Annotated in this window: 13 protein-coding genes; 9 read left to right on the top strand and 4 right to left on the bottom strand. The window is 61.2% G+C overall.

The features are described from left to right. The first annotated feature begins 240 nt into the window (after positions 1-240). Complete coding sequence (locus PSH78_RS17510; RefSeq protein ID WP_305495779.1) at positions 241-774, top strand: anti-virulence regulator CigR family protein; 534 nt, start codon at positions 241-243, stop codon at positions 772-774. A 203-nt stretch (positions 775-977) separates the two neighbouring features. Here the strand turns inward: PSH78_RS17510 and PSH78_RS17505 are convergent, their stop codons facing one another. Next, entirely contained in the window at positions 978-2,849 is a 1,872-nt protein-coding gene (locus PSH78_RS17505; protein WP_305495777.1) for a sigma-54-dependent Fis family transcriptional regulator, read from the bottom strand. 421 nt (positions 2,850-3,270) lie between these two features. On the opposite strand from PSH78_RS17505, the gene PSH78_RS17500 reads away from it, so the two are divergent. Genes PSH78_RS17500 through PSH78_RS17475 form a run of 6 tightly spaced genes read left to right on the top strand, consistent with a single transcriptional unit; the run spans position 3,271 to position 9,225 of the window. Continuing rightward, positions 3,271-4,365, top strand: coding sequence for an ABC transporter ATP-binding protein (locus PSH78_RS17500; RefSeq protein WP_305495775.1), 1,095 nt, complete (start codon positions 3,271-3,273; stop codon positions 4,363-4,365). Then, the gene (locus tag PSH78_RS17495; protein WP_305495773.1) at positions 4,365-5,474 is read left to right on the top strand and encodes an ABC transporter ATP-binding protein; all 1,110 of its coding nucleotides are present in this window, start codon (positions 4,365-4,367) and stop codon (positions 5,472-5,474) included. The genes PSH78_RS17500 and PSH78_RS17495 overlap by 1 nt, the downstream gene beginning before the upstream one ends. Further along, positions 5,471-6,337, top strand: coding sequence for a carbohydrate ABC transporter permease (locus tag PSH78_RS17490; protein WP_305495771.1), 867 nt, complete (start codon positions 5,471-5,473; stop codon positions 6,335-6,337). The genes PSH78_RS17495 and PSH78_RS17490 overlap by 4 nt, the downstream gene beginning before the upstream one ends. A 10-nt stretch (positions 6,338-6,347) precedes the next feature. Further along, a complete protein-coding gene (locus PSH78_RS17485; RefSeq protein ID WP_305495769.1) occupies positions 6,348-7,148 on the top strand; it encodes a carbohydrate ABC transporter permease in 801 nt (266 codons plus the stop codon). A gap of 10 nt (positions 7,149-7,158) precedes the next feature. Further along, entirely contained in the window at positions 7,159-7,431 is a 273-nt protein-coding gene (locus PSH78_RS17480) for a DUF2160 domain-containing protein (RefSeq protein WP_305495766.1), read from the top strand. A gap of 51 nt (positions 7,432-7,482) precedes the next feature. Beyond that, a complete protein-coding gene (locus PSH78_RS17475; protein ID WP_305495764.1) occupies positions 7,483-9,225 on the top strand; it encodes an ABC transporter substrate-binding protein in 1,743 nt (580 codons plus the stop codon). Between the two features lie 181 nt (positions 9,226-9,406). Here PSH78_RS17475 and PSH78_RS17470 read toward each other — a convergent pair whose 3' ends face one another. Continuing rightward, positions 9,407-10,348 (bottom strand): alpha/beta hydrolase, encoded by a 942-nt coding sequence (locus PSH78_RS17470; protein ID WP_305495762.1) that lies wholly within the window; start codon positions 10,346-10,348, stop codon positions 9,407-9,409. Between the two features lie 171 nt (positions 10,349-10,519). Between PSH78_RS17470 and PSH78_RS17465 the strand changes: the two genes are divergently transcribed. Further along, entirely contained in the window at positions 10,520-10,747 is a 228-nt protein-coding gene (locus PSH78_RS17465; RefSeq protein WP_305495760.1) for a hypothetical protein, read from the top strand. A gap of 96 nt (positions 10,748-10,843) precedes the next feature. Beyond that, on the top strand, positions 10,844-11,386 hold the full coding sequence (locus tag PSH78_RS17460) for a hypothetical protein (protein WP_305495758.1): 543 nt from the start codon (positions 10,844-10,846) through the stop codon (positions 11,384-11,386). Between the two features lie 127 nt (positions 11,387-11,513). On the opposite strand, the gene PSH78_RS17455 is transcribed toward PSH78_RS17460, so the two are convergent. Together PSH78_RS17455 and PSH78_RS17450 are read right to left on the bottom strand one after the other, a co-directional pair. Next, positions 11,514-12,308 (bottom strand): ChbG/HpnK family deacetylase, encoded by a 795-nt coding sequence (locus tag PSH78_RS17455; protein WP_305495756.1) that lies wholly within the window; start codon positions 12,306-12,308, stop codon positions 11,514-11,516. Continuing rightward, the gene (locus PSH78_RS17450) at positions 12,280-13,452 is read right to left on the bottom strand and encodes a GNAT family N-acetyltransferase (RefSeq protein ID WP_305495754.1); all 1,173 of its coding nucleotides are present in this window, start codon (positions 13,450-13,452) and stop codon (positions 12,280-12,282) included. The genes PSH78_RS17455 and PSH78_RS17450 overlap by 29 nt, the downstream gene beginning before the upstream one ends. Between the last annotated feature and the right edge of the window lie 4 nt (positions 13,453-13,456).

The raw sequence follows: 13,456 nt of genomic DNA, 5'->3' as shown, positions 1-13,456 counted from the left end.
TGCGCACGGCTTGTCACAGGCGACCGGTGGCAAGTGTCGACGCCTGTCGAGGCGGCAGCGTTTCAACCATGCCTCAGGAATAAGTCACTGATACGACAAAACCGGGTCAGTTGCCGCCTGACCGCGTGGTTCAGGGCGGCATCGTGTGCAGGTAACCGACACGTAGCGTGATATGGAACTAACATCACCGTTAGTCTCTATATCTTTACAGGGACTCTTCCCTTTTTTGAGAGTACTGCCATGTTCAAATCGCGCTCGTTGATTGCTGCAGTGACCTGTTTTGCCTTGGTGGCGGGCCCCGGCCTTGCTGTCGCGGACCCGGGCAATGGCAAGGGCAACGCTCAGGTCGATCAAGGTCAGGGACAAGGAGGCAAGGGCGGGCAGGGCAACAAGGGCGGCCAGGGTAATGCTGGCAATAAGGGTAACCAAGGCAATGCTGGCAATAAAGGCAACCAGGGAGGCAAAGGCAACCAGGGCGGTGGTGGCAGCGATTGGCATAACGGGCCGAGCATCGACCGTGGCGGTGTTCTGGGTGTGATTGGCGGTTATCGCGATTACTGGAGCCCTGGCTCGGCACTGCCGCCGGGGATCCAGAAGAACCTCGCCCGGGGCAAGCCGCTGCCCCCCGGCATCGCCAAGAAGCTCGACGGACGTTTGCTGGGACATCTGCCGCGCTATGACGGTTACGAATGGCAGCAGGTTGGTACCGATTTGATTCTGGTGGCGATCGCCAGCGGCATCATTTACGAAGTGCTCAACGGTGCCTTCGACTGATCTGTTGCTTGATAATGCCAGTCAAGTAAGAAACGCAATCTGTGGGCTTGCTCGCGAAAAGCGGTGTGTCATTCAACGTTGATGTTGGCTGACCCGACGCCTTCGCGAGCAGGCCCGCTCCCACATTTTTTCTGCGTTGTTCTCAGGTTTCGCATTCACCCCAAGCCCCATGTGGGAGCGAGCTTGCTCGCGAAAGCGGTGCATCAGTCACCGTTGATGCCGGCTGATCCGACGTTTTCCAACTGCCGCAGACGTTTGTACAAGGTATTGCGGCTGACGCCGAGGCGTCGTGCCAGGTGGGAAATATTGCCGCCGACGGCCTGCAACTGGCGGTTCAGGTCTTCGGCGTCGTTCAGGTCCACTGCCAGCGGTTCCGGTGTTTCCACCGGCTCCATTTCCAGGTCGACAAAAAAGTCATCGGGCAGATGTTCCGGGCGGATCGGTTGTTCTTCGGCCATTGCCAGGGCCACTTGCAGCACGCTGCTGACTTGCCGCAGGTTGCCCGGCCAGGGGTGGCGTTCGAACAGCTCCAGGACTTCGCGGCTCAGGCCGGCCCATTGGGTCGGCTCGCGGTGGTGTTCCCAGAGGCGCTTGAACAGCGCCTGCTTGTCGCTGCGTTCGCGCAGGGGCGGCAATTCCAGGGTCAGACCGCCGATGCGGTAGTAGAGGTCTTCACGAAATCGCCCCAGTTGCACCTGTTCGCGCAGCGAGCGGTTGGTGGCGGAGATGATGCGGATGTCCACCGGGAACAGCTCGGCGCTGCCCACCGGTTGTACGCAGCGTTCCTGCAGGACCCGCAGCAAGCGGGCCTGGGTCGGCAGCGGCATGTCGCCGATTTCATCGAGAAACAACGTGCCGCGATCAGCCTTGCGGATCAGGCCGATGCTGCCCTTCTGGTTGGCGCCGGTGAAGGCGCCTTTTTCATAACCGAACAATTCCGACTCGACCAACTCGGCGGGGATCGCCGCGCAGTTGACTGCGATAAACGCCTGCTTGCAACGCGAACTGGCCTGATGCAAAGCCTTGACGAAGACTTCCTTGCCGACGCCGGTCTCGCCGTGGATCAGCAGCGGAATGTCTTTCTCCAACAGGCGCTCGGCCTGGCGCACGGCTTTTTCCACGCGACTGTCGCCAAAGTGCAGGGTGTTGAGGCTGATCCCGGTATTGGCGGGCGCTGGCGAGGGCGTCGTTTCGGCAAAGATGCGCGGCTTGACCGACACCTGCTTCGGCCGATTGAGCAGGCACTGGAACCGATTGCGCCCGGACGCCTGCAAGGCGAACGGCAGGCCGTCGGGTTGATTGAGCAGTTCCATCAGCGAAACCTTGAACAGGCTTTCGATGCTTACCCGTGACAGGCTGAGGCCCAACAGGTTGTCGGCGCGGCGGTTGGCCGAGAGCACCTGGCCGCTCTCATCGAAAATCAACAGCCCGGCCCATTGGCTGTCGAGGTTGTTCAGTCCGGTGTTGAAGGTGAGCTGGAAGTGTTCACCGCGAAACAGATTGAGGATCAGCCGGTTCTCCACCGTCTGGCTCATCATCTTGACCATGCCCAGCGTATGGGATGGCGGCAGGTAGCTGTCGCTGGAGACGTCCAGCACCGCAATGACCTTGCGCTCGGCATCGAAGATCGGCGCGGCGGAGCCGGTCATGAAACGGTTGGCCTTGAGGAAATGTTCATCGTGTTCGATGTGTACCGCCTGTTCACAGGCCAGCGCGGTGCCGATGGCGTTGGTGCCGGTGCAGCGCTCCATCCAGCTCGCTCCGGCGCTGAAACCGTGGGCCAGTTTCGGCTCGATGAAGCGCTGGGTGCCCCAGGAGGTCAGCACCTGGCCCTGGTTATCGGCCAGCATGATCAGGCAGTTGGAATTGCTCAGGATGTTCTCGTAGTACGGCAGGACTTCCTGGTGAGTGGTCTGCACCAGTGAATGCTGGCTTTCCAGTAACTGGGCGATGCCCTCGGCCGGCAATGGGTCGAACGCCGGGACGCTCTGGTGATTGAGGCCAAAGGCGCGGCAACGGGACCAGGAAGCCTGAATGATGGCCTCGTGGGACAAGGCAGGAGCAGGTGCGGCCATGGGGCACTCTCGCAGGTGCTGTTTTTATTGTTGTGGCAAGTCTCGCACAGAGTCCTTGTGCTGGGGCAGGCCTGAATATCAATCCATACACAGATTCTGTGGGAGCGAGCCTGCTCGCGAAGGCGGTGGACCAGTTGCATTGATGTCGGCTGACACACCGCTTTCGCGAGCAGGCTCGCTCCCACAAGGGCGGTGACCAGGCCAGCCGGTAGCGTTCATTCAGTGTTGTTCAAAATTGTTCATTGTCAACCGGCCCGTTGTTCAATTGTTCATCCCTGATTGTTCACTTCTGTTCAGCAATGAACGCCAGTTTTACCGTCAGAAAAAGAAAGCCAAGCATAATCAACAGCTTGTGATTTCTGGCACGGCTTTCGCTTTTGCACTCGGGTCGCTTGACTCCAAATAATAAAAAGGCCGAGCCATGTCATTACAGCTTGAGCACATCTGTCGCACCGTCGAAGGCCAGACCTGGATCGACGATGCCAATCTGAGTTTCGAACCCGGATCCTTCAACGTTCTGCTGGGCCGCACGCTGTCCGGCAAGACCAGCCTGATGCGCCTGATGGCCGGTCTGGACAAGCCCGACAGCGGCCGCATCCTGATGAACGGCGTCGATGTCACCAAGCGGCCGGTGCGGCTGCGCAATGTGTCGATGGTCTACCAGCAGTTCATCAACTACCCGACCATGACCGTATTCGAAAATATCGCCTCGCCGCTGCGCCAGGCCGGTATTTCCGAAGAGATTATCCAAGGCAAGGTCCTGGAAACCGCGAAGATGCTGCGGATCGAAAAATTCCTCAAGCGTCATCCGCTGGAGCTGTCCGGTGGTCAGCAGCAACGGACCGCCATGGCCCGTGCGCTGGTCAAGGATGCCGAACTGATCCTGTTCGACGAGCCGCTGGTGAACCTCGACTACAAGCTGCGTGAAGAACTGCGCCAGGAAATGCGCGAGCTGTTCCAGGCTCGCCACACCATCGCCGTCTACGCCACCACCGAGCCGAACGAAGCGTTGGCCCTGGGTGGCACCACGACGATCCTGCATGAGGGCCGGGTGATCCAGAGCGGCAAGTCATCTTCCGTTTATCACCAACCGCAAACCGTGCTGGCCGCCGAGCTGTTTTCCGAACCACCGATCAACCTCATGCCGGGACGCATTGCCGGCAATGAAGTCAGCTTCGCCAACTTCGTGCACTTCCCGCTGAACGTCGACCTGCGTCCGGTGGGCGAGGGCGAGTTCCGTTTCGGTGTGCGCCCCAGCCATATCTCCCTGGTGCCGAGCAACGATGACGACCTGGAACTCGCGGTCACCGTCGAGGTGGCCGAGATCAGCGGTTCCGAGACCTTCCTGCACGTGCGCAACGAACACTTCCTGCTGGTCCTGCATTTGCCCGGCGTGCACGAATACGACGTCGACGCGCCGATCCGCATCTACATCCCGACCCACAAACTGTTTGTCTTCGATGCCCAGGGCAAGCTCGTCCAAGCCCCGGGGCAACGTATCGCGAGGGTTGCCTGATGGCCGAAATTCGTTTGCAGAACCTCGCCCACAGCTACACCAGCACCCCGGCGGGCCCCGAGGACTACGCGATCCGCGAGATGAACCACATCTGGGAGCAGGGCGGCGCCTATGCGCTGCTCGGGCCTTCGGGTTGCGGCAAGTCGACCTTGCTCAACATCATTTCCGGCTTGCTCAGCCCTTCCGAAGGGCAGGTGATGTTCGACAGCAAAGTCGTCAACGAACTGTCCCCGGAGCGGCGCAACATCGCCCAGGTGTTCCAGTTCCCGGTGGTCTACGACACCATGACGGTGTTCGATAACCTGGCGTTTCCACTGCGCAACCAGGGCATGGCCGAGGCGCGGATCCACACCAAGGTGCAGGAAATCGCCGATGTTCTCGACCTGCAGAGCCTGCTGGACAAGAAGGCCCGCAACCTCACCGCCGATGAAAAACAGAAAGTCTCCATGGGCCGTGGGCTGGTGCGCGACGATGTCTCGGCGATCCTGTTCGACGAGCCGCTGACGGTGATCGACCCGCACCTGAAATGGAAACTGCGGCGCAAGCTCAAGCAGATCCACGAGCAGTTCAACATCACCATGGTCTACGTGACCCACGACCAGTTGGAGGCCTCCACCTTCGCCGACAAGATCGCGGTGATGTACGGCGGCCAGATCGTGCAGTTCGGCACGCCGCGTGAACTGTTCGAGCGCCCGAGCCACACCTTCGTCGGCTACTTCATCGGCAGCCCCGGCATGAACCTGATCGAGGTCCAGGCGCAGCCCGGTGGCGTCGGTTTCGCCTCGACCCACTTGCCGCTGTCCGAAACCCTCCAACGGCGTGTCGCCGACGCGCAAGGCAAGAGCCTGAAGGTCGGCATCCGCCCGGAATTCATTCATGTCTGGGACGGCCCTTACGACGACGCGATGCGGGCTGAGGTGGTGCATGTCGAGGACCTCGGCACCTACAAGATCCTGACCCTCAACCTTGATGGCGCACCGCTGAAGGTCCGCCTCGCCGAAGACAAGCCCGTGCCGGAAGGCACCGCGTACATCAGTTTTCCGGGCCAATGGCTGATGGTCTATGCCGATGAATATCTGCTTGAATCCGCAGGCGAGGTGCAGCCATGAACAAGGTGCAGAACAACAAGGCCTGGTGGCTGGTGCTGCCGGTGTTCCTGCTGGTGGCCTTCAGTGCCGTGATCCCGATGATGACCGTGGTCAACTATTCGGTGCAGGACATTTTCGACCAGTCCAGCCGCTACTTCGTCGGCGCCGACTGGTACCGGCAGGTGCTGCTCGACCCACGGCTGCACGATTCGCTGTTGCGCCAGTTCATCTACTCGGCGTGTGTCCTGCTGATCGAGATTCCCTTGGGCATCGCCATCGCCCTGACCATGCCGACCAAGGGCAAGTGGTCGTCCCTGGTGCTGATCATCCTGGCGATTCCGTTGCTGATTCCGTGGAACGTGGTGGGCACCATCTGGCAGATTTTCGGGCGCGCCGACATTGGCCTGCTGGGCTCGACGCTCAATGCGATGGGCATCAATTACAACTACGCGGCCAACACCATGGACGCCTGGGTCACGGTGCTGGTGATGGACGTCTGGCACTGGACTTCGCTGGTGGCGCTGCTGTGCTATTCGGGGTTGCGGGCGATTCCGGACGTCTATTATCAAGCGGCGCGAATCGACCGGGCGTCGAACTGGGCGGTGTTCCGGCACATCCAGTTGCCGAAGATGAAGAGCGTGCTGCTGATCGCGGTGATGTTGCGCTTCATGGACAGCTTCATGATCTACACCGAGCCGTTCGTCCTCACCGGCGGCGGGCCGGGCAACGCCACCACGTTCCTCAGCCAGACCCTGACGCAGATGGCTATCGGTCAATTCGACCTGGGCCCGGCGGCGGCGTTTTCCCTGGTGTACTTCCTGATCATTCTGTTGGTGTCCTGGCTGTTCTATACCGCCATGACGCACTCCGACGCCAACCGTTGAGGCCCGCACAATGAGCAAGAGAAAGCTGATCCCGCTTTTGATCTACATCCTGTTCCTGCTGGTGCCCATCTACTGGCTGCTGAACATGTCGTTCAAGAGCAACACCGAAATCCTCGGCGGCCTGACGCTATGGCCACAGGATTTCACCTTCCAGAACTACAAAGTGATCTTCACCGATCCGAGCTGGTACACCGGTTACCTCAACTCGCTGTACTACGTGAGCCTGAACACGGTGATTTCCCTGGCGGTCGCGCTGCCGGCGGCCTATGCGTTCTCGCGCTACCGCTTTCTCGGCGACAAGCACCTGTTCTTCTGGCTGCTGACCAACCGCATGGCGCCACCGGCGGTGTTCCTGTTGCCGTTCTTCCAGCTGTACTCGTCCATCGGCCTGTTCGACACGCATATCGCCGTGGCTTTGGCCCACTGTCTGTTCAACGTGCCGTTGGCGGTGTGGATCCTCGAAGGCTTCATGTCCGGCGTGCCGAAAGAAATTGACGAGACCGCCTACATTGACGGCTACAGTTTCCCCAAGTTCTTCGCCAAGATCTTTATCCCGTTGATCGGGTCCGGCATCGGCGTCACGGCGTTTTTCTGCTTCATGTTCTCCTGGGTCGAGCTGTTGCTGGCCCGGACACTGACCTCGGTGAATGCCAAGCCGATCGCGGCGGTCATGACCCGCACGGTGTCGGCGTCCGGTATTGACTGGGGCGTGCTGGCAGCAGCAGGGGTGTTGACCATCCTGCCGGGCATGCTGGTGATCTGGTTCGTTCGCAACCACGTGGCCAAGGGCTTTGCCCTGGGCCGGGTCTGAGGAGTCGATGATGGAATGGATGAACTGGACCGCCCCGACGGCGACGTTTTTTGGGGTCATCGCCTTGCTGCTGGCGGGCATGACGACGTGGGAACTGCGTTCGCCGAGTATCCCTCGGCGTGGTTTCCTGCCGATTGCCACGACCCGTGGCGATCGGTTGTTTATCGGTCTTCTCGGTAGCGCCTACCTGCACCTGCTGGTGATCGGCGTTACCGACTGGAGCATCTGGATAGCGTTCGCGTTGTCTCTGGTGTGGCTGTTGGCAGTGATGCGGTGGGGCTAGTCGCGACAATTCGACGACGATCAGGCTCTTAAACCCAAACAGGAGGTCTCTATGTTCGATAAAAACAATAAGCTGCGACATAGCGTTTCATTGGCAGCCATGCTGGCACTCAGCGGGCTGAGCGCTACGGCCTGGGCCGACGCCTATGAAGACGCCGCGAAAAAATGGATCGGCAGCGAATTCAAGCCGTCGACCCTGACAGCCGAGCAGCAGCTCGAAGAACTGAAGTGGTTCATCAAGGCCGCCGAGCCGTTTCGCGGGATGAAAATCAACGTGGTCTCGGAGACCATCGCTACCCACGAATATGAATCCAAGGTACTGGCCAAGGCTTTTAACGAAATCACCGGGATCCAGCTGACCCACGACCTGCTCCAGGAAGGCGACGTGGTGGAGAAGCTGCAGACCCAGATGCAGTCCGACAAGAACATCTACGACGGCTGGGTCAATGACTCGGACCTGATCGGCACGCACTTTCGCTACGGCAAGACCGAGTCGATCACCGACCTGATGGCCAACGAGGGCAAGAATTTCACTTCGCCGACCCTCGACCTCAAGGACTTCATCGGCATCTCCTTCACCACCGCGCCGGACGGCAAGGTCTATCAACTACCCGACCAGCAGTTCGCCAACCTCTACTGGTTCCGCGCCGACTGGTTCGAGCGTGCGGACCTGAAGGCCAAGTTCAAGGAAAAATACGGCTACGAGCTGGGCGTACCGGTGAACTGGTCGGCCTATGAAGACATCGCCAAATTCTTCTCCGAAGACGTCAAGGAGATCGACGGCAAGCGTGTCTACGGCCACATGGACTACGGCAAGAAAGACCCGTCCCTGGGCTGGCGCTTCACCGATGCCTGGTTCTCCATGGCCGGCGGCGGTGACAAGGGCCTGCCTAACGGCTTGCCAGTGGACGAGTGGGGCATTCGCGTCGAAGACTGCCATCCGGTCGGCTCCAGCGTCACCCGTGGCGGCGACACCAACGGCCCGGCCGCCGTGTTCGCCACCACCAAGTACGTCGACTGGATGAAGAAATACGCGCCACCGGAAGCGGCGGGCATGACCTTCTCCGAGTCCGGTCCAGTGCCGTCCCAAGGCAACATCGCCCAGCAGATTTTCTGGTACACCGCTTTCACCGCCGACATGACCAAGCCGGGCCTGCCGGTGATGAACGCCGACGGCACGCCGAAATGGCGCATGGCGCCGTCGCCACGCGGTCCGTATTGGGAAGAGGGCATGAAGCTGGGCTATCAGGACGTGGGTTCCTGGACTTTCATGAAGTCAACGCCTGAGAAACAGCGCCTCGCGGCCTGGCTCTACGCGCAGTTCGTGACGTCCAAGACCGTGTCGCTGAAGAAAACCATCGTTGGCCTGACACCGATTCGCGAATCGGACATCAACTCCCAGGCGATGACCGACCTGGCGCCGAAACTCGGTGGCCTGGTGGAGTTCTATCGCAGCCCGGCCCGTGTGCAATGGTCGCCAACCGGGACCAACGTGCCGGACTATCCACGCCTGGCGCAACTGTGGTGGAGCCACATCGCCGAGGCGGCCAGTGGCGAGAAAACCCCGCAACAGGCTCTCGATGGGCTGGCCAAGGATCAGGACGCGATCATGACGCGTCTGGAACGCTCCAAGGCCCAGGCCACCTGCGCACCTAAGATGAACCCTGAGCGCGACGCGCAATACTGGTTCGATCAACCGGGCGCACCGAAGCCGAAACTGGCGAACGAGAAGCCTAAAGGCGAGACGGTGAATTATGCCGAACTGCTGAAATCGTGGGAGGCGGCGCGTAAGTAAATCTGCACTCGCAATGAAAAAACGGCACCGAAAGGTGCCGTTTTTTTTGCTCCCAGTTCTGAAGTAAACCCAATCCCCTGTGGGAGCGAGCCTGCTCGCGAAAGCGGTCTGTCAGTTCGCCCCGATGTTGAATGGATTGGCCCCTTCGCGAGCAGGCTCGCTCCCACAGGGCAATGATGGTTTAACCGGCCTTGGCCGGGCTTGCCTGGGCGTTTCCGGCCACCGGGGATGGGCGGGTGTTCATCAACGCATCCAACGCCTGCCGATACGTGCGGCCCGCCAGGCTCATGCTGTTGTTATGCGTGGCGCCCGGCACCAACAACAAACGCTTGGGTTCCCGGGCAGCGTTGAACAGCTGCTCGCTGAAGCGTGGTGGTACGTAGCGGTCGGCGGCGCCATGGACGATCAACAACGGCATGTTGATCTCGCCGATCTTGTCGATGGAATCGAACTTCTGCGACAACAGCCAGCGCACCGGCAGGGAAGTGTTGGCCATGGCGGTGGCGACATCGCCCAGGGACGTGAAGGTCGATTCGATGACCAGGCCTCGGGCGGGCACGGGGGTGCCATTTTTTGCCGCCTCCTGACCCAGCTCCGCCGCAAGATCCACCGCGACGGCACCGCCCAGGGAATGGCCGTAGATCAGGCGCAGGGCCGGGTCTGGTTGCAGCACCGCAAGACGTTCCCAGGCGATTCTTGCATCCTCATACACGCTGGCTTCAGAGGGCAGCCCCCCTTGGCTTTTGCCAAAGCCACGGTAATCGATCGCCATGACCGAATAGCCCAGAGCCCGCAATTGCTGGATGCGAAACAGCTGGCCGGTCAGGTTCCAGCGCACGCCGTGCAGGTAGAGGATGGCGGGCGCGTTCTTGCGTTCGGCCGGCCACCACCAGCCGTGGATATTTTCCCCGGCCTTGAAGCTCTTGGGCTTGAGGTCGAACTCCTGCACACCGCTGGGAAGGCCACTGAACCAGCTCGCCGTCCCCGGCTCGATGCGGAACACCAGCTCGCGTTCCTTGTGCTGCAACACCGCGCAGCCCACCGGCAGGCCGACCACCATCGCGGCCATGAACAACCAGGCCAGCCAGCGTTGCCTGAGGCGAGAAAGTAAGGATGAAGGCATCGACGCGATTCGCTACTCGGGGACAGAAGCTGCGTTTTAGCAGATTCCTCGGCGGGCGCGCAGGGATTTCGGACGGTTTGCCTGTGGCAGGGGTCTTCATGCAACCCGATCGAACTCTCGCCGTTTCGCCCCACTCGAAATTCAATACTCAATCCTGTCGAGGACGATGTCATGACGAGCGAACATTCGAAAACAGTCAGCCAAGTCGGCAACAATGCGCCAGCGAAGGATGCCGCCGGCGATCCGGTGGACGTCGTGGAGCGCGATGTGCACCACCCGGATCCGGCCACTGACAAAGTCGACAAGACGATCACGCCCAAGTCGATCAAGAGCCATGAGCAGGACGCTGAGAAATTGCGCGACAAGGTCGGCCAGGTGGAGAAAAAGCTCGGCCGCTGAGTGGCGACTGTCATTCGTCAGAAGCCCGCTTTGCAGCGCTGGAAATTGTCCCATCCGTGTGCCTTACTCCCTGTTCCTTAGGGGGAGGGCAACGGGATGCGACGTAGAAGCGCAGCGTATTGGCTGTGGGTGAACCGTCGGCTGGCGGGGCGCAACCACGAAGAGGTCCTGGAAGACGGCACGCAGGTCGAGGTCCAGGCGCGGATCAACCAGCAGAGCGTGACGCAACTTTTCATCTGTGTTTATCGGCCGAACGGATCCGTCTGGGTCGAGGAATTCCATGATCGCGCGTTGCGCGAACCGTTGTGCCAAGCGCTCGAATGGGGCCTGGGCCGGGCCCGGGACATCGTTGCCGGTAGCGCATGTTTCAAGGCACCCCACAAGATCCAGATGACCCTCGGGCCATTGATCCGGGACGAATGCACCCTGGCCCTGAGGCGCATGGACATGAGCGATGAAGAGCGCCGCAATCTCAAGATCCGGGATGCCTGGGCAGAGTACGTCCATGCCAAGGAAGCGATGCTGGCGCTGATGCGTTCGGCCCGGGTCGAGGCTGACGTCTGGGAGACGCAGAAGCGTCGGCTGTGTGAAGCCATTGATCGGCGGGCCTCCCTGGCCCGAGCGTGCCTGGGCAATTGAAACATTACCGCCTCCGTGGCGAGGGAGCTTGCTCCCGCTGGGGCGCGTAGCGGCCCCCTCCGGTTCCAGCATTCGCCTCGTCGGGGCCGCTGCGCAGCCCAGCGGGAGCAAGCTCCCTCGCCACGGGTCAATACAGATCTCCAAACTCAACTCGCTCAAACTCCCGCCCACTCTCGCCATACCCCACCTTCGGCACCCCCGCCAGGCGCCTGTGCAGCACTTGGGTCAGCGAGTTGTCGAGGGCCAGGCTAGCGTCGCCAAAATCCCCGTCCAGCTGCAGCGGATGAACGATCACTTCCAGCGAACCATGCTTCGGTGGGGCCGCGTGATGCAGGTCCGCTGGCGTGCAGACATAATCCGCCGTTGCGCCGCAGAGCCTGCGCAAGCGGCGGTTGAGCAGGGTTTTGAAGATGCGTTTGGCCACGCTCAGGTTCGGTCCCAGGTTACGTGCCAGGCGCATGGGCACGCCTTGCCGAGCGGCGAAGCGAGCCACCAGTTCGCCGACGGGCCAGATGTTGTGTACATGCTGATGAGAGTCCAGATGGCTCGGACGCAGGCCACGGTCCAGGCAGTATTGCCACTGCGCCTGGAGTTCTTCTTCCACGGCCGCCAGATCGTCCGTCCCCAGTCGCAGGCTGTAGCGCGACAGATTGAGGTCGAATTCGCCGGTTGCATTGCAGAACGTCTGCCGTGTCCTGATTGCCTGACTCAGCGGCGGTCCGTAACTGAGATTGAAATGCAGGCCGATGCGCCCTTCAAGCAGTGGGTGTCGGGCCAGTTCACACGCCTGGTCAAACCCCGGCATGTTGGCCATGGCCGTGGCGGAGCTGATCACGCCCGCCTCGAAGGCTCGCAGAATCAACTGGTTTTCATCGAGGCTGAGCCCGAAGTCATCAGCGTTGACGATCACTTGGCGAGGCATGCGTGTCCTCCGGCTTTTGGGCAGTGGGCGACGTCGTCGCGGACGGTTTGGCGCGGCGCTTGCCGAGCCAGGGCTTCAGGCTTTTCCATAGCCGCAGGGCGAACCCCAGGAGCAGGCCATCGGGCCGCCAGGAATAGAAACTCCAGCGCCAGTGCTCAAGTTGGCCGGTCATGCGTTCGTGCAGTTGATGGCTGGAATTCTCCAGACTGACGCGCGATGCATCGATCCACCGCCAGTTCTCGTCCAGCCCCCAGCGGATCCACTCTTCGAGCAAGACCCGACCGCTGCCCAGGTCGGCGTGCCGCGGCAGGAACGCCAGGTTGTAGTCATACAGCCGTCCCTGGTCGAGGAGGCCGAGGCGATAGCTGATGCACTCGCCGTTCAGCTCCAGCATCACCACCCGCACCAGGCCTTGAGCGGCGAGGGCGGTGAAGGCAAGGTTCATCCATTGCCGGCGCCCGGGGTCGGCGAAGATGCCGACACCTTCTTCGCCTTTCCAACTGGCCGCCTCGACTTCAGCGAGAGCCCGCAGCAGATGCCCCATGCCGATGGCATCTGGCGTCACCCGACGTATTTCGGCACCGCAAGCGGCGATCCGCTTGCGCGCGCGGCGCAACTTGTAACGCGGATCGCCGGTGATTTCCTGATGGTCGCTGTCGCTGATCAGATGCACCGGGACCCGGCAACCGAGCCGCCGTTCGCCGGTGGAACTCAGCGCCATCCAGGCACTGAGCACGCTTTGTTCGCCGACCGGCTCGATTACTTCATTCAATTGCAGCAACGCGTGGGGCACCTGCTGGCGGATCTGCACCAGCGCCTGGCCCATGGCTTCGGCGTCCAGGCGCACCAGCAGGGCGATCCGGTCAGCCAGTGGAAACCCCAAGTGATGCAACACCCGAAAGCGCAGCCCGCCGATGCGCTCGCGGCCCGCGACCAGCGGCAGGCACAGGCACAGTGTCTGGTCCTGCCAGCCCAGCAGCACATGGAGTTGCTGGTCGGGCGCGAGGGCGAATTCCGCCGCTTGCAACCAGGCCAGCGTATTGAACGGCGTAGCGTCGACCACCTGGGTCCGCAGCTCTTCATAAGCCGTTGCAGGAAACTCCGCCGCGCTCATGGAGCGACACCACTGGAACCGGATCGCCATGGAC

Origin of the sequence: Pseudomonas sp. FP198 (assembly GCF_030687895.1) — a bacterium.
In the GTDB taxonomy this organism is placed as follows: Bacteria; Pseudomonadota; Gammaproteobacteria; order Pseudomonadales; family Pseudomonadaceae; genus Aquipseudomonas.
This window is presented reverse-complemented; position numbering and strand designations above follow the sequence as displayed.

Excerpts from the sequence above, each read along its gene's own strand:
- PSH78_RS17490 (WP_305495771.1), top strand. The coding sequence starts at position 5,471 with ATGAACAAGGTGCAGAACAACAAGGCCTGGTGGCTGGTGCTGCCGGTG.
- PSH78_RS17455 (WP_305495756.1), bottom strand. The coding sequence starts at position 12,308 with ATGCCTCGCCAAGTGATCGTCAACGCTGATGACTTCGGGCTCAGCCTC.
- PSH78_RS17485 (WP_305495769.1), top strand. The coding sequence starts at position 6,348 with ATGAGCAAGAGAAAGCTGATCCCGCTTTTGATCTACATCCTGTTCCTG.
- PSH78_RS17460 (WP_305495758.1), top strand. The coding sequence starts at position 10,844 with ATGCGACGTAGAAGCGCAGCGTATTGGCTGTGGGTGAACCGTCGGCTG.
- PSH78_RS17450 (WP_305495754.1), bottom strand. The coding sequence starts at position 13,452 with ATGGCGATCCGGTTCCAGTGGTGTCGCTCCATGAGCGCGGCGGAGTTT.
- PSH78_RS17500 (WP_305495775.1), top strand. The coding sequence starts at position 3,271 with ATGTCATTACAGCTTGAGCACATCTGTCGCACCGTCGAAGGCCAGACC.
- PSH78_RS17465 (WP_305495760.1), top strand. The coding sequence starts at position 10,520 with ATGACGAGCGAACATTCGAAAACAGTCAGCCAAGTCGGCAACAATGCG.
- PSH78_RS17505 (WP_305495777.1), bottom strand. The coding sequence starts at position 2,849 with ATGGCCGCACCTGCTCCTGCCTTGTCCCACGAGGCCATCATTCAGGCT.
- PSH78_RS17495 (WP_305495773.1), top strand. The coding sequence starts at position 4,365 with ATGGCCGAAATTCGTTTGCAGAACCTCGCCCACAGCTACACCAGCACC.
- PSH78_RS17470 (WP_305495762.1), bottom strand. The coding sequence starts at position 10,348 with ATGCCTTCATCCTTACTTTCTCGCCTCAGGCAACGCTGGCTGGCCTGG.
- PSH78_RS17480 (WP_305495766.1), top strand. The coding sequence starts at position 7,159 with ATGGAATGGATGAACTGGACCGCCCCGACGGCGACGTTTTTTGGGGTC.
- PSH78_RS17475 (WP_305495764.1), top strand. The coding sequence starts at position 7,483 with ATGTTCGATAAAAACAATAAGCTGCGACATAGCGTTTCATTGGCAGCC.
- PSH78_RS17510 (WP_305495779.1), top strand. The coding sequence starts at position 241 with ATGTTCAAATCGCGCTCGTTGATTGCTGCAGTGACCTGTTTTGCCTTG.